Consider the following 24,313-nt stretch of genomic DNA (forward strand, 5'->3'; position numbering starts at 1 on the left):
GGGCGGAACGCCGAGGGCCGGCTCCGGTGCGACAGGCCCCTAGTTCGCCGTCGCCGGCGGCATCGTCTCCTGCGCGACGTACGTGCCCATCGGCACCGTGGTCACCACCGGCTCGGGCTGCTCCGGCTCCGCGTACGGGACCGGCGAGTCGGTGACTGCGAACTGGGTGCGGTACAGCTCGGCGTAGAGGCCGCCGACCGCCACCAGCTCGTCGTGCCGGCCGCGCTCGACGATGCGGCCCTCGTCGAGCACCAGGATCTGGTCGGCGTCGCGCACCGTGGAGAGCCGGTGCGCGATGACCAGCGCGGTGCGCCCGGTCAGCGCCACCGACAGCGCCCGCTGCACCGCCGCCTCGCTCTCCGAGTCGAGGTGCGCGGTGGCCTCGTCGAGGATCACGATCGACGGGGCCTTGAGCAGCAGCCGGGCGATGGCGATGCGTTGCTTCTCGCCACCGGAGAAGCGGTAGCCCCGCTCGCCGACCGTGGTGTCGAGCCCGTCCGGCGTGGCCCGGACCAGGTCGGCGACCTGCGCACCGGCCAGCGCCGCCCAGATCTCGTCGTCGGTGGCGTCGGGCTTGGCGTAGCGGAGGTTCTCCCGGATCGTCTCGTGGAACAGGTGCGAATCCTGGGTGACCACGCCGATCTCGTCGCGCAGCGAGGCGAGCGTCGCGTCGCGCACGTCGACGCCGCCGACCAGCACCTGGCCGTCGCTGACGTCGTAGATCCGGGAGATGAGCATGGACAGCGTCGACTTGCCGGCGCCGGACGGGCCGACCAACGCCACCATCTGCCCGGGCTCGACGGCGAACGAGACGCCCTTGAGCACCGGCTCGTTCACCGTACGGTCCAGCGTGGCGACCTCCTCCAGCGAGGCCAGCGACACCTCCGCGGCGCTCGGGTAGCGGAAGCGCACGTCCCGGAACTCGACCCGGCCGTTGCGGGGCGGCACCGGCACCGCGTCGGGCTTCTCCGCGATGGCCGGACGCAGGTCGAGCACCTCGAAGACGCGGTCGAAGGAGACCAACGCGCTCATCACGTCGACCCGGACGTTGGACAGCGCGGTAAGCGGGCCGTAGAGGCGGGTCAGCAGCAGCGCCAGCTTGACGACGGTGCCCGCGCTGACCGCGCCGGTGACCGCGAGCCAGCCGCCCACGCCGTAGGTCAACGCCTGGGCCAGCGAGGCGACCAGCAGCATCGCCACGAAGAACGTGCGCGAATACATGGCGGACTGGATGCCGATGTCGCGCACCCGCTCGGCCCGGCGGGCGAACCGGTCGGCCTCCACCTCGGGCGTGCCGAACAGCTTGACCAGCAGCGCGCCCGACACGCCGAACCGCTCGGTCATGGTGGCGTTCATCTTGGCGTCGAGGTCGTAGGACTCGCGGGTGATCTCGGCCAGCCGGCGGCCGACCCGGCGGGCCGGGATGACGAAGATCGGCAGCAGCACCAGCGCCAGCACGGTGATCTGCCAGGACAGCACCAGCATCGCCCCGGCGGTGAGCACGAGCTGGATGACGTTGCTGACCACCCCGGACAGCGTCGAGGTGAACGCGCGCTGGGCGCCGAGCACGTCGTTGTTGAGCCGGCTGACCAGCGCGCCGGTCTGGGTGCGGGTGAAGAACTGCAGCGGCATCCGCTGGACGTGGTCGTAGACCTTGGTCCGCAGGTCGAGGATGATGCCCTCGCCGATGCGGGCCGAATACCACCGCTGGGCCAGCGAGAACAGCGCGTCGGCCACGGCCAGCGCGGCGATGATCAGGGCGAGCCGGACCACGGTGTCGCGGGCGTCGGGACCGCGGCCGGCGATCGCGTCGATGACGTCACCGGCGAGCAGCGGGGTGGCCACGCCGATCACCGCGGCGACGATCACGGTGAGCAGGAAGACGACGATGTCGCGCCGGTAGGGCTGGGCGAACGCGACGATCCGCCGGGCGGTGCCCCGCTTGAGCCGGTGGGCGGACACCTCGTCGCGGTTGCGCAGGGACCGGAGCATGCTCCAGCCGCCCATGCCGCCGCCGGCCATGGGGTTGGACACTCGTCACCTCCGGGTCGTCGGGCGGCGTGAACCGCCGGGGTCAATTCTCCCGACGCCTGTGACAACCTCGCGAGTAACCCAGATCTTCCCTCGGGGTCCTTACCGCTATTCGCCGCGCCCGGCCAGGTCCCGGATCCGGCGGGTCTGGGCCTCCCGCTCGGCGCGCTGCTGCTCGGCGTGCGAGCGCCCGGCCGCGCCGGCGAGCAGCGCCTTGATCTCCACGACGGCGTCCCGGCTGTTGGCCAGCAGCCCGGCGGCCAGGTCGCGCACCGCGGCGTCCAGCTCGTCGGTGGGCACCACGAGCGTGGCCAGGCCGATCCGGTCCGCCTCGGCGGCGTCCATCCGACGGCCGGTGGCGCAGATCTCCAGGGCGCGGGAGTAGCCGACCAGCTCCACCAGGCGGCGCGTGCCGGCCAGGTCGGGGACCAGCCCGAGCGTCACCTCGGCCATCGAGAGCTTCGCGTCGGCGGCCAGCACCCGCAGGTCGCAGGCGAGCGCGAGCTGGAGGCCGGCGCCGATCGCGTGGCCCTGCACGGCGGCGATCGAGACGACGTCCGGCCGGTGCAGCCAGGTGAAGCCGGCCTGGTAGGCGGCGATCCGGTCGGCGCACTCGGACTCGGAGAGCGTGGCCAGCTCGGCGAAGGAACCCGGCCCGGAGGCACCGGCGACCGCGAGGTCCAGGCCCGCGGAGAAGGCCCGCCCCTCGCCGCGTACGACGACGACCCGGACGTCACCGGGCAGGTCCCGGGAAAAGTCGCTCATGGCGCGCCACATCGCCGGGGTCTGGGCGTTGAGCACGTCGGGCCGGCACAACGTCACCGTCGCGACCGGCCCGTCGCAGTCGAGTCGAACTCCGGTCGTCTCGGTGGTCACCGGACCACCCGGAGCGCGACGCTGATGGACGACGCTGGGGGGCGGGTCACGCCTTCTTGCGGCGCCGGGCACCGCCGCGCTGCCGCAGCTGCACCCCGGACTCGGTGAGCACCCGGTGGATGAACCCGTACGAGCGGCCGGTCGAGGCCGCCAGCGCACGAATGCTCTCACCCCCGGTGTACCGCTTTACCAGGTCTTTGGCGAGCGTCTGACGCTCGGCCCCGACGATCCGGCGACCCTTCTCAGTGCTGGTGGCTGTGCCGGTGGCTGCCATGCTGATTCCTCACGTCCCAGACTGTGCGGTTCGGATACGGTCCCACCTATTAGACCGCCTCGAACGATCATGCGCCAGATATCAACTATTCGCCAACCGACACGCTACGCAATGTCAGCTTCCCGATAGAGTGATCCTCCCGGCCGTCCGATCCGTACCGACCGGGTCGTATCGTGCCCCCGGTGACCGATCTGATCGCCGTCGCGGCCGGTGCCGCCGGAGTGTTCGCCGCCACCAATCTGGACGACGTCGTCGTGCTCACCGTGCTCTTCGTGGCGTCCCGGACCGACGGTCGGCCGCGGCCCTGGCAGATCGTCGCCGGTCAGTACGCGGGCATCGGCGCGCTGGTCGCCGTCGCGGTGGTGGCCGCCGCCGGGTTGCTGGTGGTGCCCGACCCGTGGCCGGGGCTGCTCGGGCTGCTGCCGATCGCGCTCGGCGTCCGCGCGCTGCGGAACCGGGCCGGGGACGACGACCCGCCGGTGGTCGTCGGCACCCTGTTCGGCGTCGCCGGGGTCACGGTGGCCAACGGCGCCGACAACATCGCGGTCTACGTGCCGGTCTTCCGCGCCCTCGACCCGCTCACCGGCCTGGTCTGGTTGCTGGTCTTCGCCGTGCTGGTCGCCGTGTGGTGCGCCGTCGCCGCCGCGCTCGGCGGCCACCCCCGGGTGGTGTCGCTGGTCGGCCGCGCCGGCCACTGGCTGGTGCCGGCGATCTTCATCGTCATCGGCGCGGCCATCCTGCTCACCTCCGGCGTCCTCCCCCGGCTCGCCGACCTGCTCGGCTGAACCGCGCCGCCGGCCGCCGGCCCGGGTCAGGCCAGCTCGACCAGTTCGAGCAGGTCGTCGGACCAGGCGTCCTCGTCGCCGTCGGGCAGCAGGATGGCGCGGTCCGGCTTGAGCGCGCTGACCGCCCCCGGGTCGTGGGTGACCAGCACGATCGCGCCCGGGTAGCGGGCGATCGCGTCGAGCACCTGCTCCCGGCTGACCGGGTCGAGGTTGTTCGTGGGCTCGTCCAGCAGCAGCACGTTGGCCCCGGAGCAGACCAGCGTGGCCAGCGCCAGCCGGGTCTTCTCGCCACCGGAGAGCACGCCGGCCGGCTTGTCGACGTCCTCGCCGGAGAACAGGAACGCGCCGAGGATCTTGCGCAGGTCGGTGTCGGTCTGGTCGGACGCGGCGCTGCGCATGTGCTCCAGGATCGTCCGGTCCACGTCCAGCGTCTCGTGCTCCTGGGCGTAGTAGCCGAGCCGCAGGCCGTGCCCGGGGCGCACCTCGCCGGTGTCCGGCTCCAGCAGGCCGCCGAGCATCCGCAGCAGCGTGGTCTTGCCGGCGCCGTTGAGCCCGAGGATGGCCACCCGGGAGCCCCGGTCCACCGCGACGTTCACGTCGGTGAAGATCTCCAGCGACCCGTACGACTTGGACAGGCCGCTGGCGGTCAGCGGCGTCTTGCCGCACGGCGCCGGGTTGGGGAAGCGCACCTTGGCCACCCTGTCGGCGACCCGGACCTCGTCCAGGCCGGAGAGCAGCCGTTCGGCGCGGCGGGCCATGTTCTGCGCGGCGACCGTCTTGGTGGCCTTGGCCCGCATCTTGTCCGCCTGCGCCATCAACGCGCCGGCCTTCTTCTCCGCGTTGGCGCGCTCCCGGCGGCGGCGGCGCTCGTCGGTCTCCCGCGCCTCCTGGTACGCCTTCCAACCCAGGTTGTACGTGTCCACGACGGCCCGGGTGGCGTCCAGGAACCAGACCTTGTTGACCACGGCCTCCAGCAGCGACGCGTCGTGGGAGATCACGATCAGGCCGCCCTTGTGGTTGGCGAGGAAGCCGCGCAGCCAGGTGATCGAGTCGGCGTCGAGGTGGTTGGTGGGCTCGTCGAGCAGCAGGATGCCGCCGCCGTTCTCGCCGGCGTCCCGGAACAGGATCCGGGCCAGCTCGATGCGGCGGCGCTGACCGCCGGAGAGCGTGCCGATGGTCTGCGCCAGGGCGCGGTCGGGCAGGCCGAGGTTGGCGCAGATCCGGGCCGCCTCGGCCTCGGCCGCGTAGCCGCCCAGCGAGGCGAACTGGTCCTCCAACGCGCCGTAGCGGCGGACCAGCCGCTCGTCGTCGGCGCCCTCGGCGAGCTTGTCCTCCAGCTCCTTCATCTGCGCCATGAGCACGTCCAGGCCGCGTGCGGAGAGGACCCGGTCCCGGCCGGTGACCTCCAGGTCGCCGGTACGCGGGTCCTGCGGCAGGTAGCCGATGGCGCTGCGCCGGTCGAGCTGCCCGGCGTACGGCTGGCCCTCCCCGGCGAGCACCTTCAGCGTGGTGGTCTTGCCGGCGCCGTTGCGGCCGACCAGGCCGATCCGGTCGCCCGGCTGCACCCGCAGGGTGGTGTCGGACAGCAGGATCCGGGAACCGGCGCGCAGTTCCAGGCCGGTGGCAGTGATCATTTCGGAGTACTCGCTCTCGGGGTCCGGAAGGGCTGACTCAGGGCACGCGAAAGCGCCGGCGGGTCTCGTTCTCCCGTCGGCGCGGGGCCGTTCAGCCTTCGCAGCGCAGCACGGTTCCAGTGTACCGGGCGCGCCGTGGTCGTCCCGTCGGATTACCGCACAAGATCATCGGGTACCGAATTCGCCGTCCGGACCCGGTCCGGTACCGCAACCACCACACACGGACAGATCGGTGATCGGGGTCAACATGGAGCTGAATGAGAACGCGCGGGTCGACACCAGCCAGGTGGACGACCGGCGAGGGTCCGGCGGGGGAGGCGGGATGGGCATCCCGATCCCGACCGGCGGCGGTCGTGGCGGGATCGTGGGCATCATCATCGCCGTGCTGGTCGCCCTGGTGGGCGGCGGCTTCGGCCTCAACGCGGCCACCAACGGCGGCGACGACCCGGCGCAGGGCGACAACACCTCGCTGGAGCAGAAGTGCTCGGCGGACGACGCGTTGAAGCAGCTCGACTGCCGCAACGCGCTCTACGTCAACTCGATCCAGGCGTACTGGCGCACCGCCATGCCGGAGGTGTTCGGCGAGCAGTACAAGCCGTCCAAGACGGTCTTCTTCAGCCAGAACGTCAGCACCGGCTGCGGCGCGGCCGACTCCGGCGTCGGCCCGTTCTACTGCCCGGCCGACGACCTGGTCTACATCGACCTCACGTTCTACCGCCTGCTCGCCGACCAGCTCGGCGCCGAGGGCGAGTTCGCCCAGCCGTACGTGCTGGCCCACGAGTACGGCCACCACGTGCAGGACCTGCTCGGCACCGAGGCGCAGATGCGCCGCCAGCAGCAGCGCGACCCGGAGAGCGCCAACGCGCTCTCGGTGAAGCTCGAACTCCAGGCCGACTGCTACGCCGGCGCCTGGGCCAAGAACGCCACCGGCACCGCCGACGAGCAGGGCCAGAAGATCTTCACGAGCATCACCGACCAGGACATCCAGCAGGCGATCGACACCGCCGAGAAGATCGGCGACGACGCCATCCAGCAGCGCTCCGGCCGGCCGGTGAACCCGGACGAGTTCACCCACGGCAGCTCCGAACAGCGCAAGCAGTGGTTCACCAAGGGCTTCTCCACCGGCGACCCGAAGGCCTGCGACACCTTCGGCGCCGGCAAGTAGGCCGCACCGCCGCTCCCCCCGCCGGGCCGTCGGCCGGCACGCTGGAACACCCAGCGGCGCCGGCCGACGGCCCGACGTCGTGTTACCGGCGGATCAGGCCGGCAGCGTCACCTCGGCCGGGCTGGACCGCTCGACCGTGGTGCCGTCGCCCAGCTGGCCCCCGCTGTTGTCGCCCCAGCACCACAGGCCCCCGTCGGTCCGGATGGCGCAGCTGTGGTCGGTGGCGGCGAGGCCCCCCGTCCAGGTGGTGGCGGTACCGACGCGGGTCGGCGCGGACCGGTGGGTGGTGGTGCCGTCGCCCACCTGCCCGGTCGCGTTCTTGCCCCAGCACCACAGGCTGCCGTCGGTGCGGGACGCGCACGTCGCGTCACCGCTGGCGGCGACCCGGCTCCAGGTGGCGGCGGTGCCGACCTGCACCGGCGCGGTCTGGTAGCTGCCGCTCACGCCCAGTTGCCCGTACCCGTTCTCACCCCAGCACCACAGCGTGCCGGACCGGACGCCGCAGGTGTGCGCGTACCCGGTCGTGACGCCGGTCCAGGTGGTCGCGGTGCCGACCTGCGCGGGCGTCGTCTGGGAGCCCAGCGTGCCGAGACCGAGCTGACCGTCCGAGCTGAGCCCCCAGCACCACAGCGTGCCGTCGGTGCGGACACCGCAGGTGTGCGCGAAGCCGGTCGAGACGCTCGCCCAGTTGGTCGCGGTGCCGACCTGCAACGGGGTGGTCGCGGTGTACGGCGAGGTGCCGACGCCCAGCTGCGAGGTCCGGTTGAAGCCCCAGCACCAGAGCGTGCCGTCGGTCCGGACGCCACAGGTGTGCGCCGGGCCGGCGTCCACCCGGGCCCAGGTGGTGGCGGTGCCGACCTGCACCGGGGTGCTGCGGCTGGTGGTGGTTCCGTCACCGAGCTGGCCCCGGAAGTTCGAGCCCCAGCACCACAGCGTGCCGCCCGTCCGCACCGCGCAGGTGTGGCCGGTGCCCGCGTCGACGCCGGTCCAGGTGGCGGTGCCGACCCGCGCCGGGGTCCCCCGGTTCGTGGTGGTCCCGTCACCGAGCTGGCCGCTGTAGTTGGAGCCCCAGCACAGCAGCGCCCCGTCGGCACGGATCGCACACGTGTGCGCGCCGCCCGTGGTGACGCTGGTGGCCGCGGCGCCGGCCAGCGCGACGCGTTCGGTGGGGCCGGCGGATGCCGGGCCCGTGGTGAGTGCGGCGGTGAGCACGACGCTTCCGGTGCACATCGCCGCCGCGGCGGCGAGAAGCCTGGTGGCACTGCGCCACCGGGCCCGCAGCCGGCCGCCCTGATGTCCGTTCATGAAATGCCTTCTCCTGACGATGTCGGTGCGTGAACGGCGTAGGCGAAGCTGCCCTGGGGTCGCCCGGAGACCCACCACTTCGTACACCGACTTTATGCATCGAGTCGATTCGATGCACTAGGGGCGCGCGGGATTGACCGTCTTGATGTGATCTTTCCCGTTCACCGGACCAGGATGTGGACCGCCCGGGCGGCGCTGACGGCCGCGACCAGGACGGCGTGCCGGGGCTCGGGCACGTCGAGGAGGCGACCGGCGCGCAGCGCCGCGAGCGGGGCCAGCCGCCGGTCGGCCAGCACCGTGTCCACCGCGCGCCGGTCGCCGCCGCAGACCACCACCGTGAGCGTGCCGGCGGCCGGCAACAGCAGGCGTACGGCGAGATCAGCGGCGTCGCCCAGCGCCGCCTTCGCCTGGTTGTCGCGCCGCCTGGCGAACCGCTGCTGGGACCAGCCCCCCGCGGCGGTGCGGCCCTGCACGTACCGGGTGTCGACCTTGGAGGTCACCAGCTCGGCCCCGTCGGCCACCCCGACCGCCACCGCGCCCTTGCGAGCCAGCAGCAGGCCGATCCGGCGCGGCGCGGCGGCGACACCGGCGAACGCGGTCAGGTCCGGTGTGGAACGCGCGCCGGGCGGGGTGTGCAGCTCGGCGGTGGCGCCGTCCGGGGCGGTGAGCAGCAGCCCGTAGCCCTGAACGGTGGTGACGGGTGGGCCGTGCCGGTCGGCGAAGCCCTCGACCCAGCGGAGGACGCGGCCCGGATCGACCTCCACCCACCGGCCACCCCCGGCTGCGGGTCGGCTGCTCATGCCACGACGGTACGCGGTTCAGCCGGACAGCAGGGTGGCCGCCGCCAGGGCGGCGATCAGCGCGCTGGAGACCAGCCCGGTGACCAGCCGACCGCGCGGGCCGGCCAGCACGCGCCCGACCATCGACCCGCCACCGGCCACCAGCAGTTGCCAGCTCGCCGACGCCAGGAACGCGCCGGTCACGAACGACGCGGCGGCGGTCGGGTCCGGGTCGGCGGCATCCCGGCGGCCGAGCACCAGCACGGCGAAGTAGAGCACCGTCGCCGGGTTGAGCAGCGTCAGCCCGAGCAGCGCCGCGTACGCCCGGGCCGGGGTGTGCAGGCCACGCCCGGACGGCCTCTCGGCGACCTCCCGGGCCCGCCGGCCGGACCAGGCCCGCCACAGGCCGTGGGCGGCGATGCCGAGCAGCACCAGCGCGGCGACCACCCGCAGCGGCCCGGCCACCGGGGCCAACACACGGGCCAGTCCGGCCCCGCCCAGCGTGGCCAGCGCGGCGTAGAGCCCGTCCGCGGTGGCCACCGCGAGCGCCGCGGCCACGCCGACCCGGAACCCGTGACGGGCGCTCAGCCCGAGAATGAGGATCGCGATCGCGCCGACCGGCACGGCGACGCCGTAACCGGCCAGCAGACCGGCGAGGAACGCCCCGGTCACGACGGTGGACGGGGACGCGAGGCGACCCGCCGCGCGGTGCGCTGTCGACGCGCGGTGGTGGCCGCACGGACAGGAACCTGCTTCGGGTACGCCTCGATCACCCGCTCATCCTTCCCCCCATCCCACCACCCCCACCACCCATTTGCAGAAGGGCCTCTTTCCGTGAATCTGCGGGCCGGAGAGGTGGGGGTGGGGTGGAAAGGCGAGGGCGCGGCGCCCCGGAAGGGGGTGCCGCGCCCTCGCCTGGTGACCGTGGAACGGGTCAGACGTTGAAGCCGAGTGAACGGAGCTGGTCCCGCCCCTCGTCGGTGATCTTGTCGGGGCCCCACGGCGGCAGCCACACCCAGTTGATCCGGATGTCGTTCACCAGACCGCCGCCCGGCCCGGTGGTCAACGCCTGCCGGGTCTGGTCCTCGATCACGTCGGTCAGCGGGCACGCCGCCGAGGTCAGCGTCATGTCCAGCGTGGCGACGTTCTCGTCGTCCACGTGCACGCCGTACACCAGACCCAGGTCGACCACGTTGATGCCCAGCTCGGGGTCGACGACGTCCTTCATCGCCTCCTCGATGTCGCCGACAGCGGCCTTGCCGTTGGCCGGCGTCACCGGGCTGTCGGTCGCCACCGCGCCGGTCTCCGGCGTCGTGGTGGTCTCGTCCTCGCTCATGCCGCCCCCTCGCTTCGCCCGGCACCGGCCTGGGGCGCCGCCGGGCTGTATTGATGATTCGCCTTCGCCTCGGGGCCCACGCCCACCCCGGCGCGTGCCGCGGCGTCCTTGAACGCCATCCACGACAGCAGCGCGCACTTGACCCGGGCCGGGTAGCGCGCGACACCCGCGAACGCCACCCCGTCGCCGAGCACGTCCTCGTCCGGCGTGACCTGGCCCCGTCCGGACATCAACTCGACGAACGCCTCGTGCACCACCGCGGCGTCGGCCGCGGCCCGGCCGCGTAGCAGTTCGTGCAGGATGCTCGCCGACGCCTGGCTGATCGAGCAGCCCATCCCGTCGTAGGAGATGTCGGTGAACACCGTGCCGTCGGTCGCCACCCGTACGGTGATCTCGTCACCGCAGGTCGGGTTCACGTGGTGCGCCTCGCCGACCCGGGCCGCCGGGTCCGCCGCGTCCCGCAGGCCACGGCCGTGCGGGTGCTTGTAGTGGTCCAGGATGATCTCCTGGTAGAGAGAACTAAGTTGCATCACGCTGAACTCCCGTCGATTCGCGGGCTCCTGCGTCGCCGCTCACGCGAACACCTTCCGCACCTGCTCCAGACCCGCCACCAGGGCGTCGATCTCCGTCGTGGTGGTGTAGAGGTAGAACGACGCCCGCGTCATGGCCGGCACCCCGAAGCGGGTGCACACCGGCTTGGCGCAGTGGTGGCCCACCCGCACCTGCACGCCGAGCGAGTCGAGCACCTGCCCGACGTCGTGCGGGTGCACGTCACCGAGCGCGAACGAGATCGTCCCGCCCCGGCCGACCGGCACCGACGGGCCGAAGATCCGCAGCCCGGGCACGGTGGCGAGGGCGTCCAGCGCGTACGCCGTCAGCTCCTTCTCGTGCCACTGGATCGCCCGCATCCCGACGCCGCTGAGGTAGTCCACCGCCGCGCCGAGCGCGACCGCCTCGGCGATCGGCGGCGTGCCCGCCTCGAACCGGGCCGGCGGCGCGGCGAACGTCGACCGCGCCATCGTCACCGTCTCGATCATCGAGCCGCCGCCCAGCACCGGGGGCATCGCGGCGAGCAGCTCGCCCCGGCCCCAGAGCACGCCGATGCCGGTCGGACCGCACATCTTGTGGCCGGTGAAGACGATGAAGTCCGCGTCCAGGTCGACCACGTCGATCGGCTGGTGCGGCACCGACTGGGAGCAGTCGAGCAGCAGCAACGCGCCGACCTGACGGACCCGCTCGGTGATCCGAGCGGTGGCGTTGACCGTGCCGAGGATGTTCGACGTGTGCACCAGCGAGACGATCTTCGTGCGCTCGGTGACCAGGTCGTCCAGGCCCGACTCGTCCAGCCGGCCGCCGTCGGTCACCGGGAACCAGCGCAGCGTCGCGCCGGTGCGCTCGGCGAGGAGCTGCCACGGCACGATGTTCGAGTGGTGCTCCATCTCGGAGATCACGATCTCGTCACCCGGACCGATGCGGAACCGGGGGTCGGCGTCCGCACGCAGCGACGCGTTGGAGAACGCGTACGCCACCAGGTTGATCGCCTCGGTGGAGTTCTTGGTGAACACCACCTCGTCGACGCTGGGCGCGTGGACGAACGCGGCGATCTTCGCCCGCGCGCCCTCGTACGCCTCGGTCGCCTCGGTGCCCAACGTGTGCACCGAGCGCGACACGTTGGCGTTGTGCCTCGCGTAGTGCTCGGTGAGCACGTCGAGCACCTGACGCGGCTTGTGCGAGGTGTTGGCGCTGTCCAGGTAGACCAGCGGGTGGCCGTTGACCTCCCGGTTTAGGATCGGGAAGTCGGCCCGCACCGCCGCCACGTCGAAGCGCGGCACGTCGTCGTACTGCGGCATGCCCGCCGGGATCGCGATCGAGGAGGTCATGTCGAGACTCAGGCCCGCGCCGCGCCGGCTCCGGCGACGTACCGCTCGTAGCCCTCTTCCTCGAGCTTGTCGGCCAGCTCCCGACCGCCCTGCTCGACGATCCGGCCGGCGACGAAGACGTGCACGAAGTCCGGCTTGATGTAGCGCAGGATCCGGGTGTAGTGGGTGATCAGCAGCATCCCGGTGTCGCCGGTGTCGCGGACCCGGTTGACGCCCTCGCTGACCACGCGCAGCGCGTCCACGTCGAGGCCGGAGTCGGTCTCGTCGAGGATGGCGATCTTCGGCTTGAGGAGTTCGAGCTGCACGATCTCGTGCCGCTTCTTCTCGCCGCCGGAGAAGCCCTCGTTGACGTTGCGCTGGGCGAACGCCGGGTCCATCTGGAGCTTCTCCATGGCGCCACGCAGCTCGCCGGCCCAGGTGCGCAGCTTCGGCGCCTCGCCGTCGATGGCGGTCTTGGCGGTACGCAGGAAGTTGGCCACCGACACGCCGGGGACCTCGACCGGGTACTGCATGGCCAGGAAGAGGCCGGCGCGGGCCCGCTCGTCGACGGACATGGCGAGCACGTCCTCGCCGTCGAGCGTCACCTCGCCGCCGGTGATCTCGTACTTCGGGTGGCCGGCGACCGAGTAGGCAAGCGTCGACTTGCCGGAGCCGTTCGGGCCCATGATCGCGTGCGTCTCACCGGAGCGCACGGTCAGGTCGACCCCGTGCAGGATCGGCTTGAGCTCACCCTCGGGCAGCTTGACCGACACCTTCAGGTCGCGGATCTCCAGGGTGCTCATTATCGCGTCACTCCATTGCTCGGCGTCATGCTGACGTAGATCTCGCCGTCGCGGACCTCGACGGGGTAGACGGGTACGGGTTCGGTCGCGGGCAGCCCGGTGGGCTCACCGGTACGCAGGTCGAAACGGGATCCGTGCAGCCAGCATTCCAGCGTGCAACCGGAGACCTCGCCCTCGGAGAGCGCCACGGCGGCGTGCGAGCACTCGTCGCGTACGGCGTAGAACGCGTCGTCCTCGCCGTGCACGACCGCGATCTGCACACCGTCCACGTCGGCGCTGATCACCGCGCCCTTCGGCACGTCCTCGGTCGAACAGATCCTGATCATCAGGCGCCGGCCTTCGTGAGGCGGGCCTCGATCGCGTCGCCGAGGCGCTCGCGCAGGTCCTCGACCGGGATCTTGTTGATCAGCTCGGCGAAGAAGCCGCGCACCACCAGGCGCCGCGCCTCGGACTCCGGGATGCCGCGGGCCATCAGGTAGAACAGCTGCTCGTCGTCGAACCGGCCGGTCGCGCTGGCGTGCCCGGCACCGGCGATCTCGCCGGTCTCGATCTCCAGGTTGGGCACCGAGTCGGCCCGGGCGCCGTCGCTGAGCAACAGGTTCCGGTTGATCTCGTACGTGTCGGTGCCGGTCGCCTCGGCCCGGATCAGCACGTCGCCGACCCAGACGGTGTGCGCGTCGTCGCCCTGGAGCGCGCCCCGGTAGCCGACGTTGCTGCGGCAGTCCGGCACGGTGTGGTCAACGAGCTGCCGGTGCTCCAGGTGCTGGCCGGAGTCGGCGAAGTAGAGGCCGTACAGCTCGGCCTCGCCGCCGCGCTGGGTGTACTCCACGGTGGTGTGCTGCCGGACCAGGTCACCGCCGAGGCTCACCTGCACGTGCACGACCTTGGCGTCGCGGCCCAGCCGGACCTTCAGGTGCTGCGCCTGGACCGCGTCGTCGGCCCACTCGGCGAGCGTGACGAGCGTCAGCTTCGCCCCGTCCGCCACCGTCACCTCGACGTTGTCGGCGAGCGTGGCGGACCCGACGTGCTCCAGCACCACCGTCACCTCGGCGAAGCGGCCCACCTCGACGAACGTGTGCCCGAACGCCAGCGCCCCGGCGTCCTCGCCGACCACCCGCAGGCGCACCGGCGCGTCCACCACGGCGTCCCGGGCGACAGTCACCAGCAGGGCGTCCTCGGCCGCGCCGTAGGCCAGCGCGCTGACCCGGTCGAACGGCGTGAGCACGCTGCCCACCCGCGGGTCGTCCCGGCCGATCCGGTCGACGGCGACGCCCTCGGGCAGGTCGCCGTGCTCGTGCCGGACCGTGCCGCGCGCCACCCCGGAGCCGTCACCCGCCAGGCCGCGGAGGCGCTTGAGCGGGGTGAAGCGCCACTCCTCCTCCAGGCCGGTCAGGGCCGGGAAGTCGGCGACGTCGTACGAGCGGAGCGCCTGCGACTTGGTCGTGGGCGGCGCGGAAGCCTGGGTAGTCATCTCTTCCTTGGTCTGTTCAGCGACGGCGGTGTCAGTGGAACCGGAGACGGGCCGGGCACGAGGCCCGGCCCGACGCGGGCGGCGTCAGCCGACCGCGCCCTCCATCTGCAGCTCGATCAGGCGGTTCAGCTCCAGCGCGTACTCCATCGGAAGCTCCTTGGCGATCGGCTCGATGAAGCCGCGCACGATCATCGCCATCGCCTCGTCCTCGCTCAGACCGCGGCTCATCAGGTAGAAGAGCTGGTCGTCGCTGATCTTGGAGACGGTCGCCTCGTGCCCCATCGACACGTCGTCCTCGCGGATGTCGACGTACGGGTAGGTGTCGGAGCGGGAGATGGTGTCGACCAGCAGCGCGTCGCACTTGACCGTGCTGCGGCTGCTGTGCGAGCCCTCCAGCACCTGCACGAGACCGCGGTAGGAGGTGCGGCCCCCGCCCCGGGCGATCGACTTGGAGATGATGGTCGAGGAGGTGTGCGGCGCCGCGTGCACCATCTTGGCGCCGGCGTCCTGGTGCTGGCCCTCACCGGCCATGGCCACCGAGAGCACCTCGCCCTTGGCGTGCTCGCCGGTCATGTAGACCGCCGGGTACTTCATGGTGACCTTGGAGCCGATGTTGCCGTCGACCCACTCCATGGTCGCGCCCTCGTGGCACACCGCGCGCTTGGTGACCAGGTTGTAGACGTTGTTCGACCAGTTCTGGATGGTGGTGTAGCGGCAGCGCGCGTTCTTCTTGACCACGATCTCCACGACCGCGCTGTGCAGCGAGTCGGAGGAGTAGAGCGGCGCGGTGCAGCCCTCGACGTAGTGCACGTACGCGCCCTCGTCGACGATGATCAGCGTCCGCTCGAACTGGCCCATGTTCTCCGTGTTGATCCGGAAGTAGGCCTGCAGCGGGATCTCCACGTGCACGCCCTTCGGCACGTAGATGAACGAGCCACCGGACCAGACGGAGGTGTTCAACGCGGCGAACTTGTTGTCGCCGACCGGGATCACCGTGCCGAAGTACTCCTTGAAGATGTCCTCGTGCTCGCGCAGCGCGGTGTCGGTGTCGAGGAAGACGACGCCCTGCTCCTCGAGGTCCTCACGGATCTTGTGGTAGACGACCTCGGACTCGTACTGCGCCGCGACGCCGGCGACCAGCCGCTGCTTCTCCGCCTCCGGGATGCCCAGCCGGTCGTAGGTGTTCTTGATGTCCTCCGGCAGGTCCTCCCAGCTGGTGGCCTGCTTCTCGGTGGACCGGACGAAGTACTTGATGTTGTCGAAGTCGATCCCGGTGAGGTCCGCGCCCCAGGCCGGCATCGGCTTGCGGCCGAACAGCCGCAGGCCCTTCAGCCGCAGGTCGAGCATCCAGGCCGGCTCGTTCTTCTTGGCCGAGATGTCCCGCACCACCGCCTCGTTGATGCCGCGCTGGGCGGACGACCCGGCGACGTCGGGGTCGGACCAGCCGTACTCGTAACGACCGAGGGCGGCGAGCTGCTCCTCCTGGGTCAGGGGCTGGACGATCTGCTCGGTCATCTATCTGTCCTCACAGTGGTGACGGTGGAACCGGACTGGGCGGGAATGTGCGTGGTGCACACGCCGTCGCCGTGCGCGATGGTGGCCAGGCGCTGCACGTGGGTGCCGACCAGGCGGGAGATCACCGCGGTCTCGGCCTCGCACAGCTGGGGGAACTCGGCGGCCACGTGCGCCACCGGGCAGTGGTGCTGGCAGAGCTGGCCGCCGGAGGCGATCGTGGACGCGTTGGCAGCGTAACCCTCGGCGGTCAGCGCCCCGGCGAGCGCCTCGGCCCGCGCGAGCGGGGCGTCACCGGCGTCCTCCATGGCGGCCCGGCAGCGGTTCTCCAGCGCGGCGACCTGGTCGGCCGCGAACTCCGCGACCGCCTCGGCGCCACCGGTGCGGGCGATCCACCGCAGCGCGGCGGTGGCCATGTTGTCGTAGTGGTGGGTGCCGCAACGCACCCGGGCCGCCTCGGTCAGCGCGAAGACCTTGGCCGGCCGGCCCCGCCCCCGGCTGCCGCGCACGGCCTGCTCCCGGGCGAGCACGTCACCGTCGGCGAGCATCGCGTCGAGGTGGCGGCGGATCGCGGCCGGGCTGAGGCCGAGCGCCGAACCGAGCTGCGCGGCGGTGGTCGCGCCCCGCTCCAGCAGGAGCTGGGTGACCCGGTCCCGGGTCGACAGGTCGGCAGCGGCCGGCGCGCCGACGACCGTACCGGTCACCGGCCCCTCGGACAGCGCTGCCGCGTTTTTCACAACAGCAACGTTACGTAATTCGGCCGGGGCCCGCAAACCCGGGGTCCGGTGATCCCGAACACCGCAGCGGCGGAGTCGCCCGATCGTGGTCCACTACGGTGCGTAGGATTCGCCGGGTGAAGCGTTCCGTCCGGTTCCCGGTCTCCCCCACGCTGCTGCGTCGGCTCGCGTACACCTCGATCATCGCGAACGTGGCGATCGTGGTCACCGGCGGGGCGGTCCGGCTCACCGCGTCCGGCCTCGGCTGCCCCACCTGGCCCCGGTGCACCGACGAGTCCTACACCACCACGTCCGAGATGGGCGTGCACGGGGTGATCGAGTTCGGCAACCGGCTGTTGACGTTCGCGGTGGGGATCATCGCGCTCGCCGTGGTGCTGGCCGTGCTGGCCCAGCGCCCGCGCCGGCGGGGACTGCTGCCGCTGGCCCTCGGCGTGCTGTTCGGCATCCCGGCCCAGGCGGTCATCGGCGGGATCACCGTGCTCACCAACCTCAACCCGTGGGTGGTCGGGCTGCACTTCCTGGCCTCGATGGTGGTGATCGCCGCCGCGTACGCGCTCTGGCGGCGCACCGTGGAGCCGGACGGGCCGGTGACGCCGACCGTGCCGGCGCCGCTGCGCACCCTCGCCCGGATCACCGTCGTGGTCGGCGCGGCCGTGCTGGTGGTCGGGACCTGGGTGACCGGCAGCGGACCGCACGCCGGCGACCACGGCGCGGCCCGCAACGGGCTCGACCCGGAGGCGATCTCGCAGGTGCACGCGGACGGCGTCTTCCTGCTGATCGGCCTCTCGGTGGCGCTGCTGTTCGCGTTCCGGGCGGTGGGCGCGGCGCGGGCCGCGCGGGCCGCCGGGGTGCTGCTCGCGGTCGAGCTGGGCCAGGGCCTGATCGGCTTCGTCCAGTACTTCACCCACCTGCCGGCGGTGCTGGTCGCCGCGCACATGCTCGGCTCCTGCCTGGTGCTGCTGGCCACGCTGGGCGTGCTCTGGGCCACCCGGGAGCGGCTCCCGGCCGCGCCGGAGACACCGGCGGCGTCCGCCGCCGAGCCGGTGGGCGTCGCCGCCTGAGGCCGGACCGGGCGTTACCGCCCGGCGGGAGCGGGAATGCGGTCCGGACGACGGACCGTACGCCCGAGGGGAGCCGCCGGTGTCGCGCAAGGGGCTTGCCACGTCCACGCCGCAGCGGCTGACGCCGGTGGCCGGCGCGCCGTTGTGGTGCGACGCCCGCGAGCACGGCCTCACCGGGGACGGGGTCACCAACGACCAGCCGGCCCTGGCCGCGCTGGTGGACCGCCTCGGCGCCGGCTACGACGCCGACGGCCGGGCCCGGGTCATCCACTGCCCGCCCGGCCTCTACTCGATCCGTGACGCCGGCACGGTCTGGCGCAGCGGGGTGTCCCTGATCGGCGCCGGCTCGGCGGCGACCCGGTTCCTGCTCAGCAACGAGGGCAACCGCGCCGCCCCGGTGCCGCTCGCCTACTGGACGACCGTGCAGCACGGCGCGGACCGGGACCGGCACATCGCCGACTGCACGTTCGCCGACTTCGAGATCGACGGCTCGGGCGTGGGCCTGGCCGAGTACGACTACCTGGCCAAGGGCCTGGGCCTGCAGTACGTGGTGCGGGGCGTGTTCCGCAACCTCTACATCCACCACACCGGCGCCACCGGTCTCGGCTGCGACTTCCTCCAGGACAGCCTGATCGACGGCGTGGTCGTGGTGGGCTGCGGCCGGCTGGACAACGGCCAGCAGATGGGCGGCGCCGGGATCGGGGTCGGCATCGGCGGCTGGGGCGCCGTGGAGCGCCTCACCATCGCCAACTGCACCACGGTCGGCAACGGCACCAACGGGATCTTCCTGGAACTCCAGAAGGACCACTGGGACCCGCCGCGCGGCATCCGCATCATCGGCTGCCACAGCCAGGCCAACCGGTTCGGCATCTCGGACTGGGGCGCGGACGGGCTGATCGTCTCCGGCTGCACCATGACCAACAACCTGGAGGCCGGCTTCGACGTCTCGGCCAACGGCACCGCCGGGGTCGCCGGGCGGGGCGGCCTGCTCACCGGCAACGTGATCGACTGCAACGTCGGCGACGGCATCAGCATGGGCAACACTCCCGGCCCGTACGCGGTGCAGGGCAACCGGATCAGCAACAACGGCGGGTACGGCTACCACGAGCACGACCTCGGCCACGGTTACCGGGGCGCGGCGGCGGACGTGGTGATCCAGGACAACGACATCCGGGAGAACGCGCTGGACGGCATCCGGATCGACCGGCCGATGCTGGACGCGTCGATCGTCGGCAACCGCATCCGGGACAACGGGCAACGGTCCGCGCCCGCCCACCGGGGTTCGGGCGACGCGGTGCGCTACGGCCCACGCGAGCTCACCGACGCCCACGCGGACTGGCCGCCCGGCGGGCACCGCGGGAAGGTCGTCCGGGTCGGCACCCGGGGCGCGGTGGTCGCCGACAACACCGCCGACCGGCTCTCCCTGGCCGAGGTGCGCCCGGACGGCGCCACCGGCTGGAACGAGGCCACCCCGGCCCCGGGCTCCGCGTACGAGCTGCCCGCCGGGCCGCCGGCCTGCGCCGGGATCACCGTCGCCGCCCCGTTCGACTCGGCCACCGTGCGCGACAACCGGATCTGGCACCGGGACGCCGACACCCAGGCGTACGGGCTGTGGATCACCGAGGCGGGTAGCTGCGTGTCGTGCGCGGTCGAGGACAACGACCTGGCCGGCACGGTGGCCGCGGTGCGGCTGGACACCCCGCCGATCGGCGGACGCTGGGACCGCAACCACACCGACCGCGACTGACGTCCCCGCTCAGCCGGCGGGCGGTGGCGCGGTCAGGGGCGGCGGCTCAGGTGGGACGTGACCGCGTCGGCGAGCCGGTCGGGCGCGCCCTCGGCGTACCCGACGAACAGGCTCGGCTCGGTCAGCTCCAGCTCGACCAGCACGGGCGCGCCGTCCGGGCCGGGGATCAGGTCGACCCGGGCGTAGAGCAGCCGGTCGGCACCGCCCGGGACGGCGGCCAGCGCCTGCTCCGCGACGGCCCGCTGCGCCGGCGTCGCGGTCCGGGCGTCGATCCGCTCCTCCTTGTAGAGCGCGGCCTCGCCCCGGTCCGGGCCGGTCAGCATCGGGCCCTTGCGGATCGCGTGGCTGAACGCCAGGCCGTCGCGGCCGGCCAGGAAGAGCAGCGCGGTCTCCCCGGCGGTGTCCACCGCGTCGAGGTACGGCTGGACCATGGTGACCCGCCCGGCGGCACCGAGCCGCCGCACGTGCGCCGCCGCCAGCTCACGGTGCTCCGGGTCGGCCAGGTCGTACCGGCCGGTGTCCTGACTGCCGGCGCTGACCGCCGGCTTGAGCACGAACTCGCCGTCGCCGGGCGCCACCCAGCTCTGCCCCGGCGCGAGCCAGGTGGTCGGCACGGTGGGCACCCCGGCGGCGGAGAGCTCGGCCAGGTAACGCTTGTCGGTGTTCCAGGCGACCGCGTCGGCCGGGTTGAGCAGGGTCGGCACGCCACGTGCCCAGGCGACGAACTCGTCGCGGCGCAGCGCGTAGTCCCAGGGCGAGCGGAGCAGCACCAGGTCGTACCGGGACCAGTCCACGGCCGGGTCGTCCCAGACCGCGCCGTCGACGGCGACACCGCGAGCGGCGAGCGGGCCGAGCGCGAGCCGGTCGTCCGGGTCGAGGTCGGGCAGTGCGGAGCAGGTGACGAAAGCGACCCGGGGTTCCCCCCGGGTCGACTGGTGGTGGTCGGTCATGCGGTTATGTGTGTCAACGGGCCATCGTGCGTCGGGCCATCGACCGCCAGAGGTCGTTGCTCGGACGCATCTGGTCCATCAGCTCACGCTCCCAGGCGTTCTCGACGTCGACTCCGGCCTTGGCGCAGGCCTGCCGCGCGACGTCCGTGCCGTCGGCGAACTGGTCGGCCCACACCCCGTCGGAACCCACGAGGACGATCCGTGCGCCGCGCTTGCCGACGTACTCGATGACCGCCTTCGCGCCGCCGTGCCCGGCGGCGAACGACTTGATGCCCGCGACCAGGCTGTTGGAGGCCTGCTCGGCGGTCTGTTCAACCGTCAGCGTCGTATCGGAACCATCTGCCATGACGCGAAGCCTATGCAGACTTCCACCCGGATGTGCGAGAACCATGAACTGATTGTGATGCCAATTACCCGAGCGTTTAAGAAGATGCACAGGAAATTTGTCGGGACTTGCCCGCCTATTAACGGACAGAATGACCGCCGGGGATCGTCACGGTCTGTCCAGGTTGCTCCCCTGCGGGGGCACGCGGGAAGAAATTCTGATGAACCCGTCCCGCGGCGGAACAGAGCAATATCGCGGACGGGCGAGCCCCGGCCGAGGGGCGGGGCCGGCTCAGATCAGCGCGTCCAGCGCGACGGCGGCGAAGAGGATGGTGAGGTACGTGGTGGACCAGTGGAACAGCCGCATCGGCTTGACCGCCTCGCCACGCGCCGCCCGCCGGCACAGCTTGTGCGCCTCGACCACGAAGATCCCGCCGACGACCAACGCCGTCACGCCGTAGATCGGGCTCATCCCCAGCGGCCAGACCGCCAGCGACGACAACAGCGTCAGCCAGGAGAACGCGATGATCTCCACGTTGACCCGCCGGACCGACGCCACCACCGGCAGCATCGGGATACCGGCCCGCGCGTAGTCGTCCTTGTACTTGATGGCCAGCGCGTAGAAGTGCGGCATCTGCCAGAAGAAGACCACCGCGAACAGGCCCCACGCGGCCGGCGACAGCGAACCGGTGACCGCGGCCCAGCCGATCAGCACCGGCGCGGCCCCGCAGACGCCGCCCCAGAACGTGTTGGCGGCCGTGGTGCGCTTCAGCCACAGCGTGTAGACCAGGTCGTAGTAGGCGATCGCGGCGAGCGTCAGGCCGGCCGCCAGCCAGTTGGTGGTCGCCGCCATCAGCGCCACCGACACCACCGCCAGCACCAGCCCGAAGACCAACGCGTTGCGCGGCGACACGGTGTGCGCGGGCAGCGGCCGACGCTTGGTGCGCCGCATCAACTGGTCGATGTCGCGGTCGATGTAGCAGTTGAGGACGCTGGCCGCGCCGGCGGCGAGCGAGCCGCCGATCAGCACCACGGCCACCAGCCACAGCGACGGCATGCCGCCGTCCGCGAGCATCATCGCCGGCACGGTGGTCACCAGCAGCAACTCGACGATCCGCGGCTTGGTCAGCGCCACGTACGCGGCCACCACGCCGCGCACGTCCCGCCGGTCGGTCGCCGACGCCTCCGTCACCGAGCCCACCGGCGACTTCCCGGCAGGGTTGCTGACGGGGCGCTCGGTGATCATGCTCACGGATTGCCACCTTCCGGCTTCGGCAAGGGAGATCGATCGGCCCGGACCCGAGCCCGGGTCCACACACCGCCCCACACACTACGCGTCGTCGTTTTGGCTGCCCCGCAGACCCGGCAACGGTGCGGGCCGTCACACCCGGGGTTGAACGACCGGGCCGGCCGCGCCCGTAGAGAAGACCATGCCGAGATCCCCGGGCGGACGTTTAGCGCCGCTCGATAGGGTCATCAGTGAGGGTTCCGCCCATCTGCCGAGGAGCACAACCATCGTGGCTGCGAAACGACCCGAGCTTCCCGCTCTCAACTGGTCCGACCTCGACCGCAGGGCCGTCGACACGGTCCGCGTGCTGGCCATGGACGCCGTGGAGAAATCCGGCAACGGCCACCCGGGCACGGCGATGAGCCTCGCCCCGGCGGCGTACCTGCTCTTCAACCGCGTCATGCGGCACAACCCGGCCGACCCGAACTGGCCCGGTCGGGACCGGTTCGTGCTGTCCGCCGGGCACTCCAGCCTGACGCTCTACATCCAGCTCTTCCTCTCCGGCTACCCGCTGGCCCTGGACGACCTCAAGGCGCTGCGCCAGTGGGGCTCGCTCACCCCCGGTCACCCGGAGCACGGGCACACCCCGGGCGTGGAGACCACCACCGGGCCGCTGGGCCAGGGGCTCGGCAACGCGGTGGGCTTCGCCATGGCCGCGCGCCGCGAGCGGGGCCTGTTCGACCCCGAGCCGGACCGCGCCGACTCGCCGTTCCGGCACGACATCTGGTGCATCGCCTCCGACGGCGACATCGAGGAGGGCATCACCCACGAGGTGAGCGCGCTCGCCGGCCACCAGCAGCTCGGCAACCTCTGCGTGATCTACGACGACAACGAGATCTCGATCGAGGACGACACCCGGATCGCCAAGAGCGAGGACGTGGCGGCCCGCTACGAGGCGTACGGCTGGCACGTGCAGACCGTCGACTGGCGCACCGGCGACGCCGACCAGGGCGAGTACCACGAGGACGTGGAGGCGCTCTACCAGGCGCTGCTGGCCGCCAAGGCGGAGACCGGCAGGCCCTCGTTCATCGCGCTGCGCACCATCATCGGCTGGCCCGCGCCGAACAAGCAGAACACCGGCAAGATCCACGGCTCGGCGCTCGGCGCGGACGAGGTCAAGGCCACCAAGGAGATCCTCGGCTTCGACCCGCAGCAGACCTTCCAGGTCGACGAGGAGGTGCTCAAGCACGCCCGCCAGGTGCTGGAGCGCGGCGCCGAGGCGCAGGCCGAGTGGGACACCCGGTTCGACGCCTGGGCGCAGGCGAACCCGGAGCGCAAGGCGCTGTGGGAGCGGATGGCCACCCGTACGCTGCCGACCGGCTGGACCGACGCGCTGCCGACCTTCCCGGCGGACGCCAAGGGCGTCGCCACCCGGGCCGCCTCGGGCAAGGTCCTGGAGGCGCTCGCCCCGGTGCTGCCGGAGCTGTGGGGCGGCTCGGCCGACCTGGCCGAGAGCAACAACACCACCATGAAGGGCGAGCCGTCGTTCGTCCCGGCCGGGCACGCCACCAAGGACTTCCCGGGCGACGAGTACGGCCGCACGCTGCACTTCGGCATCCGTGAGCACGGCATGGGCGCGATCCTCAACGGCATCGCGCTGCACGGCGGCACCCGCCCCTACGGCGGCACGTTCCTGGTGTTCAGCGACTACATGCGCCCGTCGGTGCGGCTCGCCGCGCTGATGAAGCTGCCGGTGACCTACGTCTGGACGCACGACTCGATCGGCCTCGGCGAGGACGGCCCGACCCACCAGCCGATCGAGCACCTGACCGCGCTGCGGGCCATCCCCGGCCTGGACGTGGTCCGCCCGGCCGACGCCAACGAGACGGTCTGGGCCTGGCGGCAGGCGCTGGAGCACACCGACCGGCCGACCGCGCTGGCGCTCAGCCGGCAGGCCCTGCCGACGATCGACCGCACCGAGTTCGGCTCCGCCGAGGGCACCGCCAAGGGCGGCTACGTGCTGGCCGAGGCGTCCAACGGCAAGCCGCAGGTGATCATCGTCGGCACCGGCTCCGAGGTGCAGCTCTGCCTCACCGCCCGGGAGCGGCTGGAGGCCGACGGCACCCCCACCCGGGTCGTCTCGATGCCCTGCCAGGAGTGGTTCTACGAGCAGGACGAGTCGTACCGGGAGTCGGTGCTGCCTCGCGGGGTAAAGGCACGGGTGAGCGTGGAGGCGGGCGTCGCGATGTCGTGGCGTGGCGTCGTCGGCGACAGCGGCGAGAGCGTGAGCATCGAGCACTACGGTGCGAGCGCCCCGCACACCGTGCTGTTCGAGCAGTTCGGCTTCACCCCCGACCGGATCGTGGCCGCCGCGCACGCGGCGCTGGCCCGGGTGGGCGACGTCACCGGTTTCACGACCGGCAGTTGAGGGGAGCG

The 24,313-nt window shown here is 72.1% G+C and carries 22 protein-coding genes and 1 pseudogene; 5 read left to right on the top strand and 18 right to left on the bottom strand.

Annotated elements, in window-relative coordinates:
- Window positions 1-39 precede the first annotated feature (39 nt).
- From AB0B02_RS30540 to AB0B02_RS30550, 3 genes are all read right to left on the bottom strand, one after another.
- Window positions 40-2,022, bottom strand: a complete 1,983-nt coding sequence (locus AB0B02_RS30540; protein WP_357306337.1) for an ABC transporter ATP-binding protein — start codon at window positions 2,020-2,022, stop codon at window positions 40-42.
- Window positions 2,023-2,139: 117 nt separating this feature from the next.
- Window positions 2,140-2,907 carry an enoyl-CoA hydratase/isomerase family protein gene (locus AB0B02_RS30545; RefSeq protein WP_357306276.1) on the bottom strand — a complete coding sequence of 256 codons (768 nt, stop codon included), beginning with the start codon at window positions 2,905-2,907 and terminating at the stop codon, window positions 2,140-2,142.
- 46 nt (window positions 2,908-2,953) lie between these two features.
- Window positions 2,954-3,181 carry a helix-turn-helix domain-containing protein gene (locus AB0B02_RS30550; RefSeq protein ID WP_007072022.1) on the bottom strand — a complete coding sequence of 76 codons (228 nt, stop codon included), beginning with the start codon at window positions 3,179-3,181 and terminating at the stop codon, window positions 2,954-2,956.
- Between the two features lie 182 nt (window positions 3,182-3,363).
- Between AB0B02_RS30550 and AB0B02_RS30555 the strand changes: the two genes are divergently transcribed.
- Window positions 3,364-3,966 (top strand): cadmium resistance transporter, encoded by a 603-nt coding sequence (locus tag AB0B02_RS30555; RefSeq protein ID WP_357306279.1) that lies wholly within the window; start codon window positions 3,364-3,366, stop codon window positions 3,964-3,966.
- Window positions 3,967-3,992: 26 nt separating this feature from the next.
- Here AB0B02_RS30555 and AB0B02_RS30560 read toward each other — a convergent pair whose 3' ends face one another.
- Window positions 3,993-5,600 (bottom strand): ABC-F family ATP-binding cassette domain-containing protein, encoded by a 1,608-nt coding sequence (locus AB0B02_RS30560; RefSeq protein WP_281936316.1) that lies wholly within the window; start codon window positions 5,598-5,600, stop codon window positions 3,993-3,995.
- A 247-nt stretch (window positions 5,601-5,847) separates the two neighbouring features.
- Between AB0B02_RS30560 and AB0B02_RS30565 the strand changes: the two genes are divergently transcribed.
- Window positions 5,848-6,765, top strand: a complete 918-nt coding sequence (locus tag AB0B02_RS30565; protein WP_281936317.1) for a neutral zinc metallopeptidase — start codon at window positions 5,848-5,850, stop codon at window positions 6,763-6,765.
- Window positions 6,766-6,858: 93 nt separating this feature from the next.
- Here the strand turns inward: AB0B02_RS30565 and AB0B02_RS30570 are convergent, their stop codons facing one another.
- The 11 genes and pseudogenes from AB0B02_RS30570 to AB0B02_RS30620 form a co-directional block, all read right to left on the bottom strand.
- Window positions 6,859-8,070, bottom strand: coding sequence for a hypothetical protein (locus AB0B02_RS30570; protein ID WP_281936318.1), 1,212 nt, complete (start codon window positions 8,068-8,070; stop codon window positions 6,859-6,861).
- Window positions 8,071-8,231: 161 nt separating this feature from the next.
- The gene (locus AB0B02_RS30575; RefSeq protein WP_281936319.1) at window positions 8,232-8,870 is read right to left on the bottom strand and encodes an acVLRF1 family peptidyl-tRNA hydrolase; all 639 of its coding nucleotides are present in this window, start codon (window positions 8,868-8,870) and stop codon (window positions 8,232-8,234) included.
- 18 nt (window positions 8,871-8,888) lie between these two features.
- The gene (locus AB0B02_RS30580; protein WP_357306286.1) at window positions 8,889-9,521 is read right to left on the bottom strand and encodes a LysE family transporter; all 633 of its coding nucleotides are present in this window, start codon (window positions 9,519-9,521) and stop codon (window positions 8,889-8,891) included.
- Window positions 9,522-9,783: 262 nt separating this feature from the next.
- Window positions 9,784-10,185, bottom strand: coding sequence for a metal-sulfur cluster assembly factor (locus AB0B02_RS30585; RefSeq protein ID WP_281936323.1), 402 nt, complete (start codon window positions 10,183-10,185; stop codon window positions 9,784-9,786).
- Window positions 10,186-10,265: 80 nt separating this feature from the next.
- Window positions 10,266-10,715, bottom strand: a pseudogene (gene sufU, locus AB0B02_RS30590) (Fe-S cluster assembly sulfur transfer protein SufU); the annotation flags it as partial.
- A 42-nt stretch (window positions 10,716-10,757) separates the two neighbouring features.
- A complete protein-coding gene (locus AB0B02_RS30595; protein WP_357306290.1) occupies window positions 10,758-12,065 on the bottom strand; it encodes a cysteine desulfurase in 1,308 nt (435 codons plus the stop codon).
- 8 nt (window positions 12,066-12,073) lie between these two features.
- Window positions 12,074-12,847, bottom strand: a complete 774-nt coding sequence (sufC, locus tag AB0B02_RS30600; RefSeq protein ID WP_281936327.1) for a Fe-S cluster assembly ATPase SufC — start codon at window positions 12,845-12,847, stop codon at window positions 12,074-12,076.
- Entirely contained in the window at window positions 12,847-13,173 is a 327-nt protein-coding gene (locus AB0B02_RS30605) for a non-heme iron oxygenase ferredoxin subunit (RefSeq protein WP_281936329.1), read from the bottom strand. Before AB0B02_RS30605 ends, sufC begins: the two co-directional genes overlap by 1 nt.
- On the bottom strand, window positions 13,173-14,318 hold the full coding sequence (gene sufD / locus AB0B02_RS30610; protein WP_281936331.1) for a Fe-S cluster assembly protein SufD: 1,146 nt from the start codon (window positions 14,316-14,318) through the stop codon (window positions 13,173-13,175). Before sufD ends, AB0B02_RS30605 begins: the two co-directional genes overlap by 1 nt.
- A gap of 84 nt (window positions 14,319-14,402) precedes the next feature.
- A complete protein-coding gene (sufB, locus tag AB0B02_RS30615) occupies window positions 14,403-15,833 on the bottom strand; it encodes a Fe-S cluster assembly protein SufB (protein ID WP_281936333.1) in 1,431 nt (476 codons plus the stop codon).
- Window positions 15,830-16,549: an HTH domain-containing protein gene (locus tag AB0B02_RS30620; RefSeq protein WP_281938482.1), complete on the bottom strand. Its 720-nt coding sequence runs from the start codon at window positions 16,547-16,549 to the stop codon at window positions 15,830-15,832. Before AB0B02_RS30620 ends, sufB begins: the two co-directional genes overlap by 4 nt.
- Before the next feature lie 134 nt (window positions 16,550-16,683).
- Here AB0B02_RS30620 and AB0B02_RS30625 point away from each other — a divergent pair, with 134 nt between their 5' ends.
- A complete protein-coding gene (locus tag AB0B02_RS30625; RefSeq protein ID WP_281936334.1) occupies window positions 16,684-17,628 on the top strand; it encodes a COX15/CtaA family protein in 945 nt (314 codons plus the stop codon).
- Between the two features lie 79 nt (window positions 17,629-17,707).
- Window positions 17,708-19,375 carry a right-handed parallel beta-helix repeat-containing protein gene (locus AB0B02_RS30630; RefSeq protein WP_357306297.1) on the top strand — a complete coding sequence of 556 codons (1,668 nt, stop codon included), beginning with the start codon at window positions 17,708-17,710 and terminating at the stop codon, window positions 19,373-19,375.
- A 32-nt stretch (window positions 19,376-19,407) separates the two neighbouring features.
- Here AB0B02_RS30630 and AB0B02_RS30635 read toward each other — a convergent pair whose 3' ends face one another.
- The 3 genes from AB0B02_RS30635 to AB0B02_RS30645 form a co-directional block, all read right to left on the bottom strand.
- Complete coding sequence (locus tag AB0B02_RS30635; RefSeq protein WP_281936337.1) at window positions 19,408-20,325, bottom strand: hypothetical protein; 918 nt, start codon at window positions 20,323-20,325, stop codon at window positions 19,408-19,410.
- A gap of 13 nt (window positions 20,326-20,338) precedes the next feature.
- The gene (locus AB0B02_RS30640) at window positions 20,339-20,671 is read right to left on the bottom strand and encodes a hypothetical protein (protein WP_281936338.1); all 333 of its coding nucleotides are present in this window, start codon (window positions 20,669-20,671) and stop codon (window positions 20,339-20,341) included.
- Window positions 20,672-20,941: 270 nt separating this feature from the next.
- Window positions 20,942-21,901, bottom strand: a complete 960-nt coding sequence (locus AB0B02_RS30645) for a heme o synthase (protein WP_281936339.1) — start codon at window positions 21,899-21,901, stop codon at window positions 20,942-20,944.
- A gap of 265 nt (window positions 21,902-22,166) precedes the next feature.
- Between AB0B02_RS30645 and tkt the strand changes: the two genes are divergently transcribed.
- A complete protein-coding gene (tkt, locus tag AB0B02_RS30650; RefSeq protein ID WP_357306302.1) occupies window positions 22,167-24,305 on the top strand; it encodes a transketolase in 2,139 nt (712 codons plus the stop codon).
- Window positions 24,306-24,313: the final 8 nt, after the last annotated feature.

Origin of the sequence: Micromonospora sp. NPDC049240 (assembly GCF_040647835.1) — a bacterium.
Lineage (GTDB): Bacteria > Actinomycetota > Actinomycetes > Mycobacteriales > Micromonosporaceae > Micromonospora.

Coding starts and splice junctions, on each gene's coding strand:
- AB0B02_RS30550 (WP_007072022.1), bottom strand. CDS start 3,181: ATGGCAGCCACCGGCACAGCCACCAGCACTGAGAAGGGTCGCCGGATC.
- sufC (WP_281936327.1), bottom strand. CDS start 12,847: ATGAGCACCCTGGAGATCCGCGACCTGAAGGTGTCGGTCAAGCTGCCC.
- AB0B02_RS30540 (WP_357306337.1), bottom strand. CDS start 2,022: ATGGCCGGCGGCGGCATGGGCGGCTGGAGCATGCTCCGGTCCCTGCGC.
- AB0B02_RS30560 (WP_281936316.1), bottom strand. CDS start 5,600: ATGATCACTGCCACCGGCCTGGAACTGCGCGCCGGTTCCCGGATCCTG.
- sufB (WP_281936333.1), bottom strand. CDS start 15,833: ATGACCGAGCAGATCGTCCAGCCCCTGACCCAGGAGGAGCAGCTCGCC.
- AB0B02_RS30570 (WP_281936318.1), bottom strand. CDS start 8,070: ATGAACGGACATCAGGGCGGCCGGCTGCGGGCCCGGTGGCGCAGTGCC.
- AB0B02_RS30585 (WP_281936323.1), bottom strand. CDS start 10,185: ATGAGCGAGGACGAGACCACCACGACGCCGGAGACCGGCGCGGTGGCG.
- AB0B02_RS30635 (WP_281936337.1), bottom strand. CDS start 20,325: ATGACCGACCACCACCAGTCGACCCGGGGGGAACCCCGGGTCGCTTTC.
- AB0B02_RS30640 (WP_281936338.1), bottom strand. CDS start 20,671: ATGGCAGATGGTTCCGATACGACGCTGACGGTTGAACAGACCGCCGAG.
- AB0B02_RS30565 (WP_281936317.1), top strand. CDS start 5,848: ATGGAGCTGAATGAGAACGCGCGGGTCGACACCAGCCAGGTGGACGAC.
- AB0B02_RS30605 (WP_281936329.1), bottom strand. CDS start 13,173: ATGATCAGGATCTGTTCGACCGAGGACGTGCCGAAGGGCGCGGTGATC.
- AB0B02_RS30595 (WP_357306290.1), bottom strand. CDS start 12,065: ATGACCTCCTCGATCGCGATCCCGGCGGGCATGCCGCAGTACGACGAC.
- sufD (WP_281936331.1), bottom strand. CDS start 14,318: ATGACTACCCAGGCTTCCGCGCCGCCCACGACCAAGTCGCAGGCGCTC.
- AB0B02_RS30575 (WP_281936319.1), bottom strand. CDS start 8,870: ATGAGCAGCCGACCCGCAGCCGGGGGTGGCCGGTGGGTGGAGGTCGAT.